Source organism: Methanoculleus taiwanensis, from assembly GCF_004102725.1.
Classification (GTDB): Archaea; Halobacteriota; Methanomicrobia; order Methanomicrobiales; family Methanoculleaceae; genus Methanoculleus_A; species Methanoculleus_A taiwanensis.
Genome location: NZ_LHQS01000002.1, coordinates 282,947 through 301,876, shown reverse-complemented (window position 1 = coordinate 301,876; position 18,930 = coordinate 282,947). Strand labels below are relative to the sequence as shown.

Here is an 18,930-nt window from a genome sequence, read left to right as displayed (position 1 = left end):
CTTGGGGAGGCAGTCCCGGCAGTAGACGGGGCGACCCTCGGTCGGCTTGAAGGGAACTTCGCACTCGACGCCGCAGTCGGAACAGGTTGTTTTGTGGAACTCGCGGGGACGGTCGTCGTAGGAACGGGGACCCCGGCTCTGGTATCGATTATCCATTTTAACTCACTCACTTGGTATGGTTTTACTCAAAAGAGGACTTAGAACCTCGGTTTTCTGTACTTGGGGAGGCAATCCCGGCAGTAAACCGGACGGCCCTCGGTGGGCTTGAAGGGAACTTCGCACTCGGCGCCGCAGTCGGAACAGACTGTTTTATGAAACTCGCGGGGACGGTCGTCGTAGGAACGGGGACCCCGACTCTGATATCTCTCATTCATGGATTCAACCATGCAGATAATCTGCATACATAGAGGTACGCACAAGTTTAAATAGATATGCTCAATAGGGGGTGGGACTTCTCCCGGACGGATTCAGCGGATTGTACACCAGGGATCTCCATTCTCCGTCCGAGCCATCGAGCAGATCCGAGCAGTATCACCGGGAGAGAGAAGAACGCCGTGGGATGAAACACCTTCGTGCAGTATGCCGCCGATCAGCTCCCGAATAAAAGCCGCCTTGAGCGGCAGATCTCCCCCTCCCGGGAACCAGGGGAGGAACTCACCGTCCCAATCCCGTAATGGAGAAGTGCATTCAGAAGAGAGGATCCAAATCCCGCCGATAGACAGGGACTCTTTCTTCGCCCCTGCTCCATCAGCACCCGGGTCGCAGCCACGAACCGCTTGCTGCTGCGGCGAAGGTATGCGAGTGGCAACGTTCGGGAAGTGTAACGGAGCAAAATCCGGCGGCGCTGTCCGGTATAGCACTCCCTGACAATAGAATGCTTTATATCCATACTCTCTGACTCATTGATCTGCAACGCATGCCAATCTCAAGACCGATCTCTTCTTACACCGGCCATCCTGCCGATATCTCCCCAAACTACCGAGTGAACCGAGGGGCAACGAATGCGCAAAGAAATTTCAACAGAAGAACCTCCCGATAGCAGACGCCGCATGCGGCAGAAAAGCCGCTCGGTAGGTCCCGTGCATGATCTCGAAGAACACGTCAAACCCGACTGGTGGCGGGGGATCTTCAATCACCTGTACCTGAAGACCGACGGCGATGTCGTCGGAGATCGCCGGATCACGGAGCGGGAGATCGACCGCATCACCGAGATCCTTGCCCTTTCACCGGAGAGCGACATCCTCGATCTCTGCTGCGGCCAGGGACGGCATACCCTGGAGCTGGTGCGTCGGGGCTACGCTGCCGAGGGGCTTGACCGCTCTCACTACCTGATCCAGAAAGCCCGAGCGACAGCGAAGCGTGAAGGGTTGAAAGTCAGGTTCAAAGAGGGCGACGCACGGGAACTCCCGTATAAACCCGATACATTCGAGACGGCCCTGATCCTCGGGAACAGCTTCGGATACTTCGACTCAGTAGAGGAAGATGTCCGGGTTCTTCGGGAAGTCCGGCGCGTGCTCAAACCGTGGGGCAGGATACTCCTCGATGTTACCGACGGAGAATACGTAAAAGAAAACTTCCAGCCGCGCTCCTGGGAGTGGATCGATGAGCAGATGTTCGTCTGCCGTGAGCGTTCGCTCTCGGTCGACGAAGAGCGGCTGGTCTCGCGTGAAGTCATCACGCACGTCGAGAAAGGCGTCGTCGCGGATCAGTTCTACGCAGAACGGCTCTACACCAGGGACGCCCTTCAGGAGCTCCTCGACCTTGCCGGTTTCTCCGATATCGCCTTCCACGATATCCGAACCGAGTCGGTGCGAAACCAGGATCTCGGCATGATGGAGCGGCGTCACATCGTGACCGCCGTCATCAGGAAGGACTGGACACGGGTGAAGGCAAAGCAGGCGAGATCGGTAAGAAACGTCACGGTGATACTCGGAGATACTTCGCAGCCGGACAGGATCAAGCCCTCCTGCGTCTTTGACGAGGACGATTTTTATACCATCGACCGGATGAAAACCGCCCTTGCAGGGTTGAAAGACTACCGGTTCACCTTCGTCCAGAAACACGATGCGCTGATCAGGGATCTTGCAAAAGCGAAGGGTACGGCCGACTACGCCTTCAACCTCTGCGATGAGGGGCTCGGGAACGACCCGCGGAAAGAACTGCACGTGCCGGCGCTGCTCGATATCCTCGGCATCCCATATACCGGTGCGGGAGCACAGTCGCTCGCCTTCTGCTATGACAAGTCCCTTGTCCGGGGAGTTGCACGGGAGACCGGCATTCCCGTACCCGATGCATCCTTCATCGCGCCGGGAGACCGGGTTTACAACATCGGCGTTCCATTCCCGGTCATCGTGAAACCAAATGCAGGCGATTCGAGCTTCGGGATCACGCAAAAGAGCATCGCTCACTCCGTCGAAGAACTCTCGACGGTGATCGCGACGATGCGCTCGACGCTCGGGTACGGCACATCGTTCCTCGTCGAAGAGTTTCTGACCGGCAAGGATATCAGCGTCGGGATAATCGGAAACCCCTCCGGAACGTATACCGTGCTTCCCATCATCGAAGAGGACTACTCGGCGCTCCCCCCGGGACTCCCAAGGATCTGCGGATACGAAGCCAAATGGCTCCCGGAATCCCCGTACTGGAATATCACGTCAAAGCCCGCGGAGCTCGATCCGGATACCGAAAAGACGGTCGTACGCTGCTGCCTCACGCTCTTCGAAAGGCTCGAATGCAGGGATTACTGCCGGTTCGACTGGAGGCTCGACGCCGCCGGCAAGCCGAAACTGCTCGAAGTGAACCCGAACCCAGGATGGTGCTGGGACGGACACCTCGCCAGGATGGCCGGCCTTGCAGGGATCTCGTATGCCGGTATGCTCGGGCGGATCCTGCGGGCGGCGGAGGAGCGGCTAGGCCTCGATGCCGATCCCCGCACACCCCCGGCAGAGCACGAAGCAGGAACCGTGCCTCCCACCGAAACGGCATGATGCCGGGAGATACCTACCGCCACATAAGACTTCTCAACCGGGTACTGCGGGACACGGACGGGCGGCAGCGGGAGCCGGAGAGCAGGGGGCCGTTATTGCCCCCATAGGCAGCGGTTTTTATCAGGGAATGTATTTATGACGCCGACCACCAATAATCCGTACAGGTGATGCCGCTGCCGGAGATGGCGACTGAAGAGATGTACTTCAAAGAGCTCGAGGCCGTTCGCAGCAGCGTTTCTGAAGATATCGCTTCTGAAGAGCAGAAACAGACCACGCTGCTTGCATATAATGAGAAACTTCACTATACCGGCCTGTTCATCCTTGCGGCGCTGCTCATCAATATCATCTTCCTGATATTTCTCCCCCGCTACATGCTCTACTGGATCATCTCAAGTTTCATCCTCTACATGGTAAACCCGTTCATCCTGATGATCCCGACCAACCGAACGAAAGCGACGCTCCCCGACATGAAGACGATCACGGAGTTCGCCGGCGTCCTGCGGGATATCGGGGTCGCGAAGGAGTCCCGGACGGACATGACAAAGACGATCGGCAAGGTGCTCTGGGATGCATTCTTCATCAACAGCCAGCCCCTCGCGATAGGGTTTGGGATCATCTACGGGCTCGACATACTCTTCTCGCTCCACAGCGGGTTTATCGGAGGAAACCTCGACCGGGTCGCCGCCGTACTGATAACTCTCCAGTCACTCGCAATAATCATCTTTTACGCCGTGATCTGGCATATCAAACCATATAACCCCCGGTTCTTCAACTCCCTCGTCGGCATGGGTCAGGACGCACGCAAGAAGATCCGAACAGGCTGGCGCCAGGGGCTTCGGGTCGTCCTGTTCATCGGTGCTCTTGCGGCAGTATCAGGGATTCTGGTCATCTCAGCGATGCTCCTTCCCGGGATGACACTGAACACCTTCCTCGACTCAATAGACTACTCGCTCGGGTGGAACCTCTTACCGATTATCCTGATCTTCCTCTCACAGGTGGTCATCGCCCGTTACCTGCAGGGGGCGTACAGCAAGGAGCTGCTCCTCCAGATAGGGGATAATAAGATTCATATCTTCCGTGACCGGATCCTGCACCGCCTCACGGAGCTTCCGCAGACACCACAGGAGATCGAAAATCCCGGTCACCTCGACACCCTTATGACGGAGATTGAGTCGCTCAGCGTCGCGTACCTCCGGATGAAGGTCTATAAGGCCGATTACCACGACCTCTTCGGACTCTTCCCGGTCTACCTCGTCGTACCCGACCTGCACCTGATCCTCGACCGTGATGCCGTCACCGTTACGAAAAGCACCCGGATGACCGGACAGCAGCAGAAGCTCACGGCGGAGCTCTCTGACCAGCCCCCAATCCGATCGAACCAGTAGTCAGGAAGTGCATTTCCCCCAAGATTATATAGTTTTTCAGCGTGCATACTAGATCAGATATGTCCGCCGAAGAATTCCCCACAACGACGGTCCACGGCAGAGAAGTTCCGTACGACCCGGAACAACTGCGGAAGATCGCTGAGCACCCCTGCTACTCCGAAAAGGCATGCCACACCTTCGGCAGGTGCCACCTTCCGGTCGCTCCGAAGTGCAACATCCAGTGCAACTACTGCATCCGGGACTTCGACTGCGTCAACGAGAGCCGTCCGGGCGTGACGAGCAAGGTTCTCTCCCCCGGGGAATCACTCGACCTCGTCCGGCGGGTCGTCAGGGAATATCCGTACGTCAAGGTTATCGGTATCGCAGGCCCGGGAGAACCGCTCGCGAACAGTGATACCTTCGAGACGCTCAGACTGGTGCACGAGGAGTTCCCAAAACTCATCATGTGCATCAGCACGAATGGCCTTCTGCTCCCGGAGTCGATCGACGAGCTCGACCGCTATGGTGTCGGGACTATCACGGTGACCTTAAACGCGATCGATCCCGCCATAGGCGAGAAGATCTACTCGCACGTCACCTATGAGGGGAAGACGTACCATGGCCGGGAAGCGGCGGAGATCCTTCTCTCCCAGCAGCTGAAAGGCATCGAGATGGCGGTTGCAAAGAAGATGTTCGTCAAGATCAACACCGTCTACATCCCGGGCATCAATGACGAACATATCGTGGATATCGCAAAGAAAGTGAGCGAGATGGGAGCCTACACCTTCAACGTCATCCCGCTCATCCCGCAGTACAAGTTCGCCGATATCGTACCGCCGACACCGAAAGAGAAGAAGGAGATGCAGGACGCCTGCGCACGCTACATCAAGCAGATGCGCCACTGCGCACGCTGCAGGTCGGACGCAATCGGAAAACTCGGTCAGGACGTCCAGTCCTGCATCTACAGAAAAGACGAGACAGAATAATCCCACCCCCGAACTTTTTTCTCGTGCGATGCACTGCGATACCGATCACGCGATGACGACGATTACCCTCAGGCCCGACGAACCGCTCGATCTTAACCGGACACTCGGCTGCGGCCAGGCGTTCCGCTGGGAGGCCGCCGACGGCTGGTGGCAGGGCGTCGTCGGCGATCACGCGATCCGGATACGGCAGGACGGCGACCTGCTGACGTTTTACGGGGCAGACGCGCCGTTCGTCCGCGACTACTTCCGGCTCGACCAGAATCTCCCCGAAGTTCTCGCCTCGATCGATCGCGATCCGGTGATCCACGACGCAATCCGGTGCTGCTACGGCCTCCGGCTCGTCCGGCAGCAGCCTTGGGAGTGCCTTATCTCCTACATCTGTGCGACGAACACGAACATTCCGGCGGTGAAGCGGAGGGTTTCCTCTATGGCGGAGCGCTACGGCGAGGCGATCGAGAGCCCTTTCGGAACGGCATACACGTTCCCGCGCCCTGCGGTGCTCGCCGGCGTCTGCCATGCCGACCTGTGGGACTGTAAACTCGGCTACCGGACCGACTATGTCTGCGATGCGGCAGCCTTCGCGGTGGAGCACTCTGGCTGGGCGGAACGTCTCGCATCGCTGCCGTTCGAGGAGGCCAGGTATGAACTGATGCGGCTGCGCGGTGTCGGCCCGAAGGCGGCCGACTGTGTGCTGCTCTTTGCGTTCGGCTTTTTTGAAGCGTTCCCGGTGGACGTCTGGATCCGGCGGATCATGGCGGAGGCATACATGCCCGAACTTACCGGAAAGAACTGCACCCCGGCGGAGTACGACAGGATACGCCGGTTTGCCCGGGAGTATTTCGGCGAGTACGCCGGGTATGCCCAGGAGTATCTCTACTGCGTCCGGGAGGGGTGAACGGCGGCAGAATCAGCCGCGTTTTGTCGCTGTTTTCACCGGCCGGAAGGGCTACCGATATGTAAGGAAATATGTGCGTTAGATTTAGAAACGAGGGGAGAATCTTAGACCTATAGCAGCCGTATGAGCGGCGGTGATACCGGGAGGATGGATATCCTTACCGAAGGTGAGATCGGCCGTCTGCGGGCTTCTGTGAGGGTGGTAATTTCAGCGCATTCAGCCGGCAATACTACTATTTAAGCATTCCCTGACGCTGACCGTCCGTCCGGCCGGTGATGCGTGGAGATCATGATCCATCGCCGGCGAAGTGCCGGCAACCGCAGGAGAAGCTCGCGATGAACCCGTTCTCCCGCGACTGTAGCACCTCCTCCGGCGTCCCCTCGATGACCATCTTCCCTTCTTCGAGAAGGCAGACCCGATCGCCGAGCTCGAGAGCGTCTTTGTGCGTATGGGTGACAATGACGCATGGAATACCCGCCTGCCGGATCCGGTCTCGGAGCTCGCGCCGCATCTCGCCCTGTGCCCGGACGTCGACGGCGGCGAGGGGTTCGTCGAGGAGGAGGAGATCGGGCTCTAAGACGAGCGAGCGGGCGAGGGCGACCCGCTGCCGCTGCCCACCCGAGAGTCTCCCGACATTTACATCCGCAAGATCGGTAAGGTGCATCGCCGCAAGCTGCCCGGCGACACGGTCGGCGATCCCGGCTTTCGGCATCTTCCGGCACCGAAGGCCAAAGGCCACGTTCTCGAAGACAGAGAGATGCGGAAAGAGGGCATAGGACTGGAAAAGGTGGCCTATCTTCCGCTCCTCGGTCGGGACGTTAATCCGGGGCAGATCGGAGAAGAGCGTTCGCCCGGCCAGGGTGATCTCCCCGCGATCGGGGGAAAGAAGCCCCGATACGAGGTTTAAGACGGTCGATTTACCCGCCCCGTTCTCACCGATGAGGACGAGCGTCTCGGCGTTCCGGACAGTAAGAGAGACGTCGAGCTCGTAATCGCGGAGGCGTTTCGCGACTGTTATCGAGAGCATCAGATCCTCCTCCGGGTTACGAACGTGACCGCCAGGATGACGGCAAACGAGATGATCACGAGGACGATCGAAAGGCTGATGGCATCGTAGATGTCGCCCTGCATCGTTGTGTAGATGGCAAGCGGCATCGTCTGGGTTCTCCCCTGGAAGTTGCCGGCGAACATGATCGTTGCCCCGAACTCGCCGAGCGCCCGGGCGAAGGTCAGGATCGCCCCGGAGACGAGACCGGTCCAGGCGATGGGCACAGTGACGCGGAGGAGCACTCGCAGACGGGACGCCCCGAGTGTCCGTGCGGCGTCCTCGTAGATCCGGTCGACCGCCTCGAAACTCGCCCGTGCCTGCCGGATATAGAAGGGCGAGGCGACGAAGACCTGCGCCAGGATCACGGCAAGGGTGGTAAAGGCGATCTGGATTCCGAAGGCGTCCAGGTACTCTCCGACGACGCCACGCCGCCCGAAAGCCATCAGGAGGGCGATACCCGCCACCGCCGGAGGAAGGACAATAGGAAGATCGGTAAGGGTATCGACGATATCCTTGCCCCGGTACTCCGTCCGCGCGTTGATGTAGGAGAGCGGAGTTCCGAAGAGGATAACGATCACCGTGCTGACCGTCGCGGTGAGGAGCGAGAGCACCAGAGCATCGACGACCACCGGCTCTGCAAGCGACCGGAAGAACGCCTCGGGGGTGATCCGGAGGAAGAGCGAGGCTATCGGTACGGTGACGAAGAGGAGAAAGGAGGACAGGAGAATGCCGAGGAGAAGGGTGAGTCCCGCTCCCCGTGCTTTCGTCCAGGACACGTTCCTGACAGCGTTACCGGCCTTACGGTATCGGATCGAAACCATACTCCGTCAGAATGGCGCTGCCGTCAGTGCCGCGCACGAACGCGATGAACGCTGCAGCGGCATCTTTCTGCTGTGATTCGGCAAGGATGCCGAGCGGATACTGCGCGACGACGTTGTACACGGCCGGGATATCGATCCGGGTGAGTTTGTCGCGATCCTCCTGCTTGACATCGGACTTGTAGACAAAGGCGGCATCCGCTTCTCCGAGCGTCAGCTTCGGCACGACCGAGCTCACCGCCGTCTCCTCGGAGATGACATTGCCCATCACGGCCTCTTTGTACGCAGGGCCGTAGGCAGAGCTGTTCGCCATCTTGTCGAGCACCTGGCGGGTGTACGAGCCGAACGGCACGTCTTTGGTGCCGATGACAAGCTTCACGCCGGGTTTTGTAAGGTCGGCAAGAGTCGCGATCTTCGCCGGATTATCGACAGGGACGATGACGGCGAGGGAGTTTTCAACGAAGAGCTCCACGGTACCGTTCTCCATAAACCCGGCATCCTCGAGCGCCTTCATGTGCTTGACGTTCGCGGAGACGAAGACATCGGGGGATGCTCCCTGCTCGATCTGCGTTCGAAGCGCCTGCGAACCGTCGAAGACGAGATCGATCTTCACATTCCGATTCTCTGCCTCATAGGCCTTCCCGATATCGGTGAAGGCACCCGTGAGCGAGGCAGCGGTAAAGACGGTCAGCGTCGTCTGTTCTTTGGAGGGTGGCGCCTCCGTCGTGCCGGTGCATCCCGCCACCGCGATTACTGCAGCGATAAGGAGAAGTGGCCCCAGCAGGGTAATGTTGCGGTGAGATTTCATTGTATACCTCGGTTTATGATAGTTTAATAATGATAAATATAAATTATAATTATTTAAATTGCTATACAATGGCCCAGAGTGAACATGAATGAGTTTACTTTTGGCATGCGTGCCAAAGAGCTTCTCACCGGGCAGCAGTATCCTTCGTCAACCGCACACTGATCTCATGCTTTCCACGGGACTCGGTAGCGATGGAGAAACCTCGCCGTTCCGCCTCCATCTCGATCCAGGGAGGCACGTGGTCACAGATCACTTCGAGCACGCTGAAACCTCCCAGGGAGATGAACTCCTGAAGAATCTGCTTGCTGCTGATAGAGGGCGCCTTTCCCTGAGCCTCCTTGATCGAGATGAAGTAGCTCCCGGGCGAGACCTCGACGGGCACCGGGATCTCCACAGCCTCTGCTGCCGTTGCGCTCTCCGCATCCTCCTCGCCCTGCAGCACACTGTCGAGAAACTCGTCGGGTCTGCCGGAGACCTCCCAGACGCTGCATCCTGCCTTCTCGAGTTCGAAGTACACGGCGCCGCTCGCCGACTTCGCGACGAAGATCGTGCATGGGCCGAGGAACTGCAGGAGTTCGTCCATCTTCGAGCGCAGTTCCGCGAGCCCGCTGCTCCGGTCAAACGCGAGATCCATCGCGCGTTCGGCCGTAAAGGAGGGGCCGCATCGTTTGTACACGACGGCCTTTCCGGGTTCGGTAAACCGGCCGGAGAAACCGTCTGCATCGAGGAGGACTGCGATCTCCCCGACGCCGCCGTGATCTTCACATCTGTTGCACATGCCTTAGATCACCAGACGTTCCACGACATTGCCGCCTTCGATATGCTCATCGAGGATCTCCTCGACGTCGCCCGGCGTGACCGACCCGTACCAGACGTTCTCCGGGTACACCACGACGATCGGCCCCTTTTCACAGATGCCGAAACAGCCGGTGTTGCTGATGAACACCTCGCCGCCGAGCTCGCGTTCTTCAATCTCTTCCACGAACTTCATCATGACGGCCACACCGTCCTTGGAATGGCAGAATCCCTTCTGCTGACCGTTCGGACGCGAACTTGTGCAGATGAAAATGTGACGTTCAGGCTTTTGCATTGGATACACCTCTTTCGCTGAGTAACTCTTCTTTCCGGAGTCTGCGGTAGGAGCTATGCTTTGCTTCCAGCAGAGTGTTGGTAAAACGGTCGAGAAAGGCAAGGCTGCCCGTATAGCCGACCGACAGGATTCTCTGTCCGCCCACCCGGTCGTGGACGGGGTAGCCCACCCGAAGTCCGGGGATCCCCTGCCGTTCGGTCAGGTACCTGCCGCCCGAGTGGCCGACGGCAAGGTTCGCCGACGTCCGCACTGCTGCATCCTCGATCGTCACGAAGTCCGCTTCTTCGAGGACGACCGTTTCTTCCAGCGCGCCCTCGAGCAGCGGCTGCAGTAACCCGGCAAGGCCGCTGTTCTGTGTTCCGCTGGCAATGACGGCAGGAACCGAACCGTTTTCCAGACAGAGTTTTGCCAGGGCATAGACCAGTTCGGGTTCGCCGTAGATGACCGGTCGCGCCGACGCGTTGATCTTATGGGCGTCGGCCATCGCGTCGCAGAGCCATCCCCGCTCGAGCCTGATGCTCCCGGGCACGGCCTGCTCGCTGATCTCCCTCAAAGTCCTGACAAACAAGTCAGTGCCGTCGAGGCCGACGGGGAGCGGGAGGTTGATCAGCGGGACGCCGAACCGCTGCTCCAGGAAGTGGCCGGGGGAGAACTTCTCCGGGCAGGTGAACCCGAACTGGATGGTGGCCCGTGCCCCGCTCATGCGTGCAATCTCGGCGGCCGGAGTGCCGCCCGGTGCGATCTTTTTGTAGCGTCCCCCGAAAGGGCGGTCCAGCGTCAGGGAGTAGTCGGGCAGCAGCGTATACTCAAGCCCCATCAGGTCGAGGAGGCGCTTAATCTCCCTGATATCGGCCGGACTGATGTTGGGGACGATGACGTTGACTCCCTGGTGGCGCTCGGTCGGTCGGGCATAGTAGGCAATGACCGCCCGCATCGTCGCCCAGAACCCCTCGGTGTGCGTGCCGCTGTAACTCGGCGTGGAGATGGGGATGATGTCAAGCCCCCTGATCTCCCGGTCAGTTTTGTAAGTCTCGACGAACCTCCCGATATCGTCGCCCATGGTCTCGGCGAGGCAACTCGTCAGGATGCCGATGACCTTCGGCCGGTAGACCCGGATAACGTTGTCCAGCGCCTTTCTCAGGTTCGCCTCCCCTCCGAAGATCGCCTGCTTCTCGTTCAAGGACGAGGAAGCGATGTCTATCGGCTCGTTGAAATGCTCTACGTTCGCGAGACGCATGTAGGTGCTGCACCCCTGGGAACCGTGCACCAGTGCGATGGAGTCTTCGACGCCCCGGAGAGCAAGGACACCGCCGAGAGGCATGCACATGTGGCACTGGTTCTCGTTGACCTGCCTTACCCGTGACGTGATCTTCCATTCCGTCATTCCTGTGCCTCCTCAAAGGGGTCTTGCTTCACCCGTTCCCAGACCGGGGAGCAGGTGGTGGCATAGACCTCGCGGGCGAACCGGATCGCTCCGTCGAACCCGGCAAGACCGTCTTTTCGGTCGTGATTGTGGTCGACGAAGCCAACACCCAGTTTGTGCGCAAGGAAACGCTCCTTCACGCCACCGGCCATCATATCGACATCTTTTTCGAGCAGGAACTTCTCGATCTCGGCGGGGTTCGCGTCGTCGATCACGACCGTCCCCTCGCTGACGATGGTGCCGATCTGCTCGTAGTCTTCCGGCTTGCCGGTCTGCGTGCCGGTGAACATGACCTCCATGCCGAGTTCCTGCATCTGGCGGATGATGGCGAGCGCCTTGAAGGCGCCGCCCACATAGATCGCCGCCCGCTTACCGGCCAGTTTCTTCCGGTACTTCTCTATGACCGGCCTGACCCTCTCCATCTCTCGTTCGATGAGCGCCTCCGTCCGGTGCACGATCTCTTCGTCTCCGTAGAACCGGGCGATCTTTCGGAGGCTCTCAGCGGTGTTCTCCGCGCCGAAGAAGTTCACGTCGATGTACGGGATGCCGTACTCTTTCTCCAGACTCATCGCCACCCAGTGCATGGAACCGCTGCACTGCACCAGGTTTAAGCATGCTCCGGGCGCCCTCTTCAGGGCTGCAACGGTCGAGTCCCCGGTGAAGGCCACATTGATCTCGATGCCCATCTCCCGGAGGTAGCGCTCGACGAGCCACTTCTCGCCGCCCAGGTTGTATTCCCCAAGGAAATTGATCTTGCGCGTTTTTTCCACGACCGCTCCGTCTTTCGGGCGGATCAACGTGAGCAGGGCTTCCCCTGCCGCCCGATAGCCGACGATCTTGTTTCCCGAGATAAAGCCGCTGGACTCCACCGGGATAACGTCAATGCCGTGTCTCTGCGACGCTTCCTTGCAGACGGCAACGATGTCGTCGCCGATCAATCCGACGACGCAGGTTGCGTAGACGAATATCGCCGGAGGATTATACTTCTCGACGGCTTCGTCGATACAGGCGATAAGTTTCGCCTCTCCACCAAAGACCACGTCCCTCTCTTTCAAGTCGGTGGAAAAACTCTGCCGAAACATCTCCGAGCCACTGGACAGACTGCCGCGGATATCCCACGTGTACGCCGCACACCCGATAGGCCCGTGGACGAGGTGGACCGCATCCGTCACCGGATTTAAGACCACCCTCGCCCCGGAATATACGCAGGCACGCTGGCTCACGGCCCCGGCCAGACTGTCATCAGCGCAGTGAATGCGGCTTTTGTTTTTTCCCGTGGTCATGATGGAGAACTGTCTTTCGTCAATGCATGCCGTAGGCTCGGCAGGCATTGGACATCCGCTCTCCATGTCTTTTCACCAATCTTACAGTATCAGTTCGTAGTCTTCGTCGAGGCAGTCGCGGTCACGGCGATCGAGCAGCACGTTACTGATCATCTCAATCAGCCGGAGACACCCCCGGTAGCCGACGATCGGCATCAACGGGTGCACAGCCCGGTCGAATACGGGAAAGCCGACCCGAACCAGGGGGATATCCTCGGCGCGTGCGATGTACTTGCCGTGTGCGTTGCCGATGAGGAGGTCCACCGATTCTTCCTTGATCCACTGGTGGAGATCGAAGAGGTCTCCCTCGGCTTTGACCCTGCTTCCTTCGATACCCGCTTCTTCGAGCATACCGTTTACGATCTTCTCGAACTTGCCGCCCGGCGTTCCCGTCAGGACGTACTTCGGTATCATGCCCATCGTGATGAGGAACTCTACGAGCGGGATCACGATGTCCGGGTCCCCGAATACCGCTACTGTCTTCCCTTCGTACTGGTAGTGGATGTCGATCAGGGTGTCGATGACCTGCCCTCTCTCGACTTCGAGGGGTTCGGGCACGTCTACCCCGAACCCTTTCTTCACCGCCATGATCAGGTCGTCGGTCGCCTTGACCCCGATCGGGATCCTGAGGGGGACGCCAGGCACTCCGCACTTCGACTGGAGAGTTGCCGCCGCCTCATCCGACGACCATGCGCCGAGCGAGAGGGTCATCTTCGAATTGCCCGAGTCTTGTATCGCCTCGATCGTCGCACCGCCCCGGGGGAACATCTCGTAGGTCTTGCGCACCGGCGAGTCCATCACGCCCGTGGTGTCGGGATACATGATCGAGGGGACACCCATCTCGGTTACGATCCTCTTGATCTCCCGCATATCCCCGGGGTTCGTAAATCCCGGGAATATGTTCGCCCGCTCCTTCTTCGGATTGCCGTCCGACTCTGCAAGGTAGGATACGATCCCCTTGCACATGTTCGAAAACCCGGTGACGTGCGAACCATGGTAACTCGGTGTGTTGGCGTGGATGACGTACTTCCCTTCGGGGATCTCCGACTGCTTGATGATGGTCGGCATGTCGTCCCCGATGGTCTCGCTGAGGCACGTGGTGTGGACTGCGATGATCTCCGGATTGTAGATCGCGAACACATTCTTTATCGAGGTCTTCAGGTTTGCAGCGCCGCCGAATACTGACGCCCCTTCGGTGAAGGAACTCGTCGAGGCCATCGCAGGCTCGTGGAAGTGCCTGGACAACGCCATCCGGTGGTACGAACAGCACCCCTGCGACCCGTGGCTGTGCGGGAGACAACCGTGGATGCCGAGGGCTGCATACAGTGCACCGACCGGCTGACACGTCTTTATCGGGTTGATACTTCCTGTCGTGCGTGCATCTTTGGGGAGAGGCTCTTTTGGTGTGCATTCGAGCATCGCTCTGTCACCTCTGTTCGGTTATGCTCTGTTCCCAGGGCGGGGTGATCATCTTCCATGCGGGTGTGGAGAGCGAATGCGCTACGTCCTTTGCAAAGGTTACCGCACCTCTAAAGCAGGTGTAAGGACCGCTGTAATCGTACGAGTGTATCTGCTTTGAGGGGAGGCCCATCTTGTGCGTGACGTACTTGTCCTTGATGCCGGTGAATATGAGATCCGGCTTGAAGACCTTGACCAGTTCTTCGGTCTCGAAGTGGTTGGCGTCGTCGATCATGATCCCGCCGTTTACCATGTCCGGGTACATTCCCCTGTACTCGTTGAGGACGCCGGATGCGACCAGCTCGTCGTACTTCTCCTGCGACATCTTCAGGCGCAGGTGGGGCGGCCTGTACATCTCGGTGTCCGGTTTGACATGGAGCTCGGGGATGTTCTTCGAGTCCGCATCGCTCTTGATGGTCGGTATGACCTCGCGCCCCTCGTAGTCGTCACGGTGGGCGAACTCGTACCCCGCAACCATCACTTCCATACCGAGATTCCGAAGCAAGAACTGGTAGTGGTGGCTGCGCGACCCGCCGACGAAGATAAAGGCAGTCTTGCCCCTGCAGATCTTTTGGTATCGCTCGATCTCCGGTGTGACTGCAGCAAGTTCGCGCTCAATGACGAGTTCGGTTCTCGCTATCAGTTCTTTGTCGCCGAAACACTGTGCGATATCGCGGAGCGTATCAATCGTCGCATCGATACCGATGAAGTTCACCTTCAGCCAGGGAATGCCGTACTTCGTCTCCATCATCTCGGCGATGTAGTTGATCGAACGGTGGCACTGGACGAGGTTTAAGTGGGCCGTATGCATGTTCTTGATGGTTGCATAGGCCGAATCGCCGGTAAGGGTCGAACCTACTGTATATCCGATCTCCTCGAGGACTCTCTCGATCTCCCATGCGTCTCCACCGATGTTGTACTCCCCAAGGAAGTTGAGGACGTATTTCCCGTCCACCTTCTCGGTACCGGTCCCGATCATGCGTTCCATGATCTGATTGTTGGCGATATGGTGGCCGGCCGACTGGCTGACTCCCTTATAGCCCTCGCAGTTATAATGGATTATCGGAATCCCGTGCCGCTCCTCTGCCGCTTTTGAAACGGCACCGAGATCATCGCCGATAAGCCCGATCGGGCATGTCGCACAGATGTTGATGGCCCTCGGGTGGAAGATCTCCACGACCTCGTCGATCATCTTCGCAAGCTTCTTCTCGCCGCCAAAGACGATGTCGCTCTCCTGCATGTCGGTCGAGAAGCACATCGTCGAGTAGATCTGATCCGGAGGAGTACTGTCGTCGGTCCGTGCCTTGTTCCGCCGTGTTCCCCAGCTGTAGTACGCGCACCCGATCGGGCCGTGGGTGATCGTGAGCATATCCTTGATCGGCCCGACGACCACGCCCTTGCACCCGGCATAGCTGCATCCCCGCTGCGTTATGATACCGGGAACCGTCCTTGTGTTTGCCTCGATCTGTGGGCGGCAACCGGCGGATGCATCCTTTTTGACGATGTGTTTCCTCCGGTTCTTTTTTACTTTGTCCGGCATTGGCGCCAGTATCTCGTCGATGTTTACGTCCGTCATCGTCATGTGTTGTAGCTCCTGAAAGTTCTCACCAGATTGCAGCGTCACCGGATTCGCCCGTGCGGACACGGACTACATCATTTACGGGCGTTACGAAGATCTTCCCGTCGCCTGCACCGCGCTCCGTGCGGTTGGCTTTGATTATCGCTTCAACAATCCGCGGTACGTCCTCGTCGTAGGCGAGGATGGTGAACAACCGCCGCGGAAACATCGTTTTATCGTCGAGGAACGCGACGACCTGCTCTTCGGATTCCTCCCTGTCGATGACGTCAGTAGCGGCCATCCCCATGAGTTTCTCCTTGCAGGGGATGTTTATCTCCTCATCCGGCAGCAGTTTTCCTCTGCCCATCGCTTTGACGGCGGTAAAACCAGCGACGCCTGCCTCGATCAGGGCCCGTTTCGTCGCACCGGTCTTTTTCATCCGCACGATGGCCATAATCTCTTTCATTTCAGCACCACCGGTTCACAGGCCTTTGCTCCCCGTCGACACGGTGTACGCCTCTGCCACGGGACTGATGAAGATCTTTCCGTCGCCGAAGTTGCCGCTCTGGCCGGTTTTGGCAGTCTTCAGGATTATGTCCACGATCCTGTCTCGATCCCCGTCCTCTATCGCGACGAGAATGAGGGATTTCGGGATCTCGTCGTAGTAGACGTCCCCCATCCTGATGCCCTTCTGCTTGCCGCGGCCTACGACGTCGACAACCGTCGCGGCGTTGAATCCTCCTGCAGACAGGTTTTCAAGGACTTCGTCCTTCTTTTCCGGCCGGACTATCGCTCGTACGAACTGCATCTACTTCACATCCTATCTGGTATTACAGGCCCAGGAACCCGTGTTCCATCATCAGTTCTTCAAGGCGATCCTGCGTCATGGGCTTTGGAATGACAAACATCGTGTTCCCATCGATGGCCTTTGCGAGATTCCGGTACTCGTTCGCCTGATTGGCGTCCGGGTCGAAGTCGACGACCGTCTTTTTGTTGATCTCGGCACGCTGCACCAGATTGTCCCGCGGGACGAAGTAGATCAGCTGTGATCCGAGCTCTTCTGCGAACGCCTTTAACAGGGCGAGTTCGTTATCCACCTTCCGGCTGTTGCAGATGATGCCGCCGAGCCTGACTTTGCCGTTCTGGGCGTACTTCTGAATGCCTTTCGCGATGTTGTTCGCAGCATACAGCGCCATCAGTTCGCCCGAAGCCACGATGTAGATCTCCTCCGCCTTTCCTTCACGGATGGGCATCGCGAAACCACCGCAGACGACGTCGCCGAGAACGTCGTAAAAGACGTAGTCAAGGTCAGCGGTGTATGCTCCAAGTGATTCCAGAAGGTTGATGGACGTGATGATCCCCCTGCCGGCGCACCCCACCCCGGGTTCAGGCCCGCCCGATTCGACACAGCGAGTATCCCCGAATCCGGGCTTCAGGATCTCCTCGAGCTCGATATCGTCACCTTCATCCCGCAGGGTGTCGAGCACCGTCTTCTGGCACAATCCGTGGAGCAGGAGCCGGGTAGAGTCAGCTTTTGGGTCGCAGCCCACTACCATGATCTGTTTACCGCCCTCCGCGAGCGCTGCCACCGTATTCTGGGTTGTCGTCGATTTGCCGATACCGCCTTTTCCATAGATTGCCACTTGTCTCATACAGTTTCCTCGTTCTGTTGCCACCTCAAGGTGAGAGGCAATAATATTTACTTTTTACGGAAGGAAACTTCCTTCCAACAATATATAAATTTAACTTAAGTGCAGAGAGATGAAACCCGCCAGGCATAAAGCGGACGAAGGTGGCGGAGCAGAACAACTATTCAGGGAAGGTGGTGGGGGGATACGACACTAAAAAACAGGAAAAGGGTTATATCCTAAAACGGGCTGAGGACAGTATCATTACGTGCCGATATCCCAGCTCGTCATATAGGTGACCTGCTCCTCGGTCAGGGTATCGATCGTGATCCCGAGTGCGGCCAGTTTGAGGCTTGCGATCCGTTCGTCCATCTCGTTCGGCACGTCGTAGACGCCGCCGGGGAGGGTGCTGCCGATTTTGGCGATATATTCGGCGCTGAGTGCCTGAACGGCAAAACTTAAGTCCATAACCTCGATGGGGTGTCCCATCCCCTTCGGGACGGCGAGATTGACGAGCCGCCCCTCGGCGAGGACGTGAATGGTCTTGCCGCCGATCGTGTAGGAGTCGATACCGTCCCGCCGCTCGACCGCATCCGCATGCTCCTCGAGCCAGTCGACCTCAAGTTCGACGTTGAAGTGGCCGGCGTTCGAGAGGATTGCACCGCTCTTCATCGTCGGGAAGTGGCGGTGCGTAATGATGCCCGCATTCCCGGTCGTGGTGACGAAGATGTCGCCGAGCGCTGCCGCCTCGTCCATCGTCATGACGGCAAACCCGTCCATATGCGCCTGCAGTGCCCGCCGCGGGTCGACCTCGGTGACGATGACCCGCGCTCCAAGGCCGCTCGCCTTCTCTGCAAGACCACGCCCGCAGTAGCCGTAACCCGCGACGACGAGGTGCTTGCCCGCAATCAGGACGTTCGTCGTCGTCATGATGGCGGTGAGCGAGCTCTCGCCGGTGCCGTGGACATTGTCGAAGAACCGCTTCATCGGCGTGTCGTTGACGGCGATAACGGGAAACTCGAGTTTGCCCTCATTTGCCATCGCCCGGAGGCGGTGGATACCGGTCGTCGTCTCCTCGCAACCGCCGACGATCGACTCCAGGAGTTCCCGCCGTCCCGTGTGAATGCGGTGGATGAGATCCATCCCGTCGTCGATGGTGACAGCGGGCTTTGCATCGAGCACCCGGTCGATGGCGGCGTAGTACTCCTCGACACTGCACGCCCTCTTTGCATAGCAGTGAATATTCGGCCGTTCGTTGAGCGCAGCCGCGACGTCGTCCTGGGTCGAGAGGGGATTACAACCGGTGATGTGCACCTCCGCACCGCCGGCCGCCAGCGTCTCGACGAGCACCGCCGTCTTTGCCTCGACGTGAAGCGCCATGCCGATCGTCATGCCGGCGAAGGGTTGTTCACGCTCGAACCGCTCCCTGATGGATGAGAGCACCGGCATGTACTGCCGTGCCCACGTTATCTTCTTGTCTCCCGAGTTCATGAAAAGCACCTGTAACGATGGGGTGAAAAGCACCCCATCCGATCGTCCATAAAG

General features: G+C 58.7%; 19 protein-coding genes. 4 read left to right on the top strand and 15 right to left on the bottom strand.

Annotation, left to right across the window (positions count from 1 at the left end; all coding sequences use genetic code 11):
- The coding region (locus tag ABH15_RS06355) for a CxxC-x17-CxxC domain-containing protein (RefSeq protein ID WP_128694305.1) at window positions 1-156 on the bottom strand (156 nt) is incomplete at its 3' end.
- Window positions 157-197: 41 nt separating this feature from the next.
- Entirely contained in the window at window positions 198-374 is a 177-nt protein-coding gene (locus ABH15_RS06350) for a CxxC-x17-CxxC domain-containing protein (RefSeq protein WP_128694304.1), read from the bottom strand.
- Between the two features lie 675 nt (window positions 375-1,049).
- Between ABH15_RS06350 and ABH15_RS06345 the strand changes: the two genes are divergently transcribed.
- From ABH15_RS06345 to ABH15_RS06330, 4 genes are all read left to right on the top strand, one after another.
- A complete protein-coding gene (locus ABH15_RS06345) occupies window positions 1,050-2,987 on the top strand; it encodes a methyltransferase domain-containing protein (protein WP_241648030.1) in 1,938 nt (645 codons plus the stop codon).
- 164 nt (window positions 2,988-3,151) lie between these two features.
- The gene (locus tag ABH15_RS06340; RefSeq protein ID WP_128693532.1) at window positions 3,152-4,372 is read left to right on the top strand and encodes a hypothetical protein; all 1,221 of its coding nucleotides are present in this window, start codon (window positions 3,152-3,154) and stop codon (window positions 4,370-4,372) included.
- A 59-nt stretch (window positions 4,373-4,431) separates the two neighbouring features.
- Window positions 4,432-5,337: a nitrogenase cofactor biosynthesis protein NifB gene (nifB, locus tag ABH15_RS06335; protein WP_128693531.1), complete on the top strand. Its 906-nt coding sequence runs from the start codon at window positions 4,432-4,434 to the stop codon at window positions 5,335-5,337.
- Between the two features lie 28 nt (window positions 5,338-5,365).
- Complete coding sequence (locus ABH15_RS06330; protein ID WP_338323522.1) at window positions 5,366-6,232, top strand: DNA-3-methyladenine glycosylase family protein; 867 nt, start codon at window positions 5,366-5,368, stop codon at window positions 6,230-6,232.
- Window positions 6,233-6,518: 286 nt separating this feature from the next.
- Here ABH15_RS06330 and ABH15_RS06325 read toward each other — a convergent pair whose 3' ends face one another.
- From ABH15_RS06325 to ABH15_RS06265, 13 genes are all read right to left on the bottom strand, one after another.
- Complete coding sequence (locus tag ABH15_RS06325) at window positions 6,519-7,259, bottom strand: sulfate/molybdate ABC transporter ATP-binding protein (protein ID WP_128693530.1); 741 nt, start codon at window positions 7,257-7,259, stop codon at window positions 6,519-6,521.
- The gene (locus tag ABH15_RS06320; RefSeq protein ID WP_128693529.1) at window positions 7,259-8,101 is read right to left on the bottom strand and encodes an ABC transporter permease; all 843 of its coding nucleotides are present in this window, start codon (window positions 8,099-8,101) and stop codon (window positions 7,259-7,261) included. Before ABH15_RS06320 ends, ABH15_RS06325 begins: the two co-directional genes overlap by 1 nt.
- Window positions 8,079-8,906 carry a molybdate ABC transporter substrate-binding protein gene (gene modA, locus ABH15_RS06315; RefSeq protein WP_128693528.1) on the bottom strand — a complete coding sequence of 276 codons (828 nt, stop codon included), beginning with the start codon at window positions 8,904-8,906 and terminating at the stop codon, window positions 8,079-8,081. The genes ABH15_RS06320 and modA overlap by 23 nt, the downstream gene beginning before the upstream one ends.
- A 124-nt stretch (window positions 8,907-9,030) precedes the next feature.
- Window positions 9,031-9,684 (bottom strand): Fe-only nitrogenase accessory AnfO family protein, encoded by a 654-nt coding sequence (locus ABH15_RS06310; protein ID WP_128693527.1) that lies wholly within the window; start codon window positions 9,682-9,684, stop codon window positions 9,031-9,033.
- Window positions 9,685-9,687: 3 nt separating this feature from the next.
- Window positions 9,688-9,996, bottom strand: a complete 309-nt coding sequence (locus ABH15_RS06305; protein WP_128693526.1) for a 2Fe-2S ferredoxin — start codon at window positions 9,994-9,996, stop codon at window positions 9,688-9,690.
- Entirely contained in the window at window positions 9,983-11,380 is a 1,398-nt protein-coding gene (locus ABH15_RS06300; protein WP_128693525.1) for a nitrogenase component 1, read from the bottom strand. Before ABH15_RS06300 ends, ABH15_RS06305 begins: the two co-directional genes overlap by 14 nt.
- Window positions 11,377-12,750 carry a nitrogenase iron-molybdenum cofactor biosynthesis protein NifE gene (gene nifE / locus ABH15_RS06295; RefSeq protein ID WP_128693524.1) on the bottom strand — a complete coding sequence of 458 codons (1,374 nt, stop codon included), beginning with the start codon at window positions 12,748-12,750 and terminating at the stop codon, window positions 11,377-11,379. Before nifE ends, ABH15_RS06300 begins: the two co-directional genes overlap by 4 nt.
- Before the next feature lie 33 nt (window positions 12,751-12,783).
- A complete protein-coding gene (locus ABH15_RS06290) occupies window positions 12,784-14,160 on the bottom strand; it encodes a nitrogenase component 1 (protein ID WP_128693523.1) in 1,377 nt (458 codons plus the stop codon).
- A 7-nt stretch (window positions 14,161-14,167) separates the two neighbouring features.
- Window positions 14,168-15,781 carry a nitrogenase molybdenum-iron protein alpha chain gene (gene nifD / locus ABH15_RS06285; protein ID WP_128693522.1) on the bottom strand — a complete coding sequence of 538 codons (1,614 nt, stop codon included), beginning with the start codon at window positions 15,779-15,781 and terminating at the stop codon, window positions 14,168-14,170.
- A gap of 22 nt (window positions 15,782-15,803) precedes the next feature.
- Window positions 15,804-16,223 carry a P-II family nitrogen regulator gene (locus tag ABH15_RS06280; RefSeq protein ID WP_128693521.1) on the bottom strand — a complete coding sequence of 140 codons (420 nt, stop codon included), beginning with the start codon at window positions 16,221-16,223 and terminating at the stop codon, window positions 15,804-15,806.
- A 15-nt stretch (window positions 16,224-16,238) separates the two neighbouring features.
- Complete coding sequence (locus tag ABH15_RS06275) at window positions 16,239-16,565, bottom strand: P-II family nitrogen regulator (RefSeq protein ID WP_128693520.1); 327 nt, start codon at window positions 16,563-16,565, stop codon at window positions 16,239-16,241.
- A 22-nt stretch (window positions 16,566-16,587) separates the two neighbouring features.
- Window positions 16,588-17,409, bottom strand: a complete 822-nt coding sequence (nifH, locus tag ABH15_RS06270; protein ID WP_128693519.1) for a nitrogenase iron protein — start codon at window positions 17,407-17,409, stop codon at window positions 16,588-16,590.
- A 240-nt stretch (window positions 17,410-17,649) separates the two neighbouring features.
- The gene (locus ABH15_RS06265) at window positions 17,650-18,876 is read right to left on the bottom strand and encodes an adenosylhomocysteinase (protein WP_128693518.1); all 1,227 of its coding nucleotides are present in this window, start codon (window positions 18,874-18,876) and stop codon (window positions 17,650-17,652) included.
- Between the last annotated feature and the right edge of the window lie 54 nt (window positions 18,877-18,930).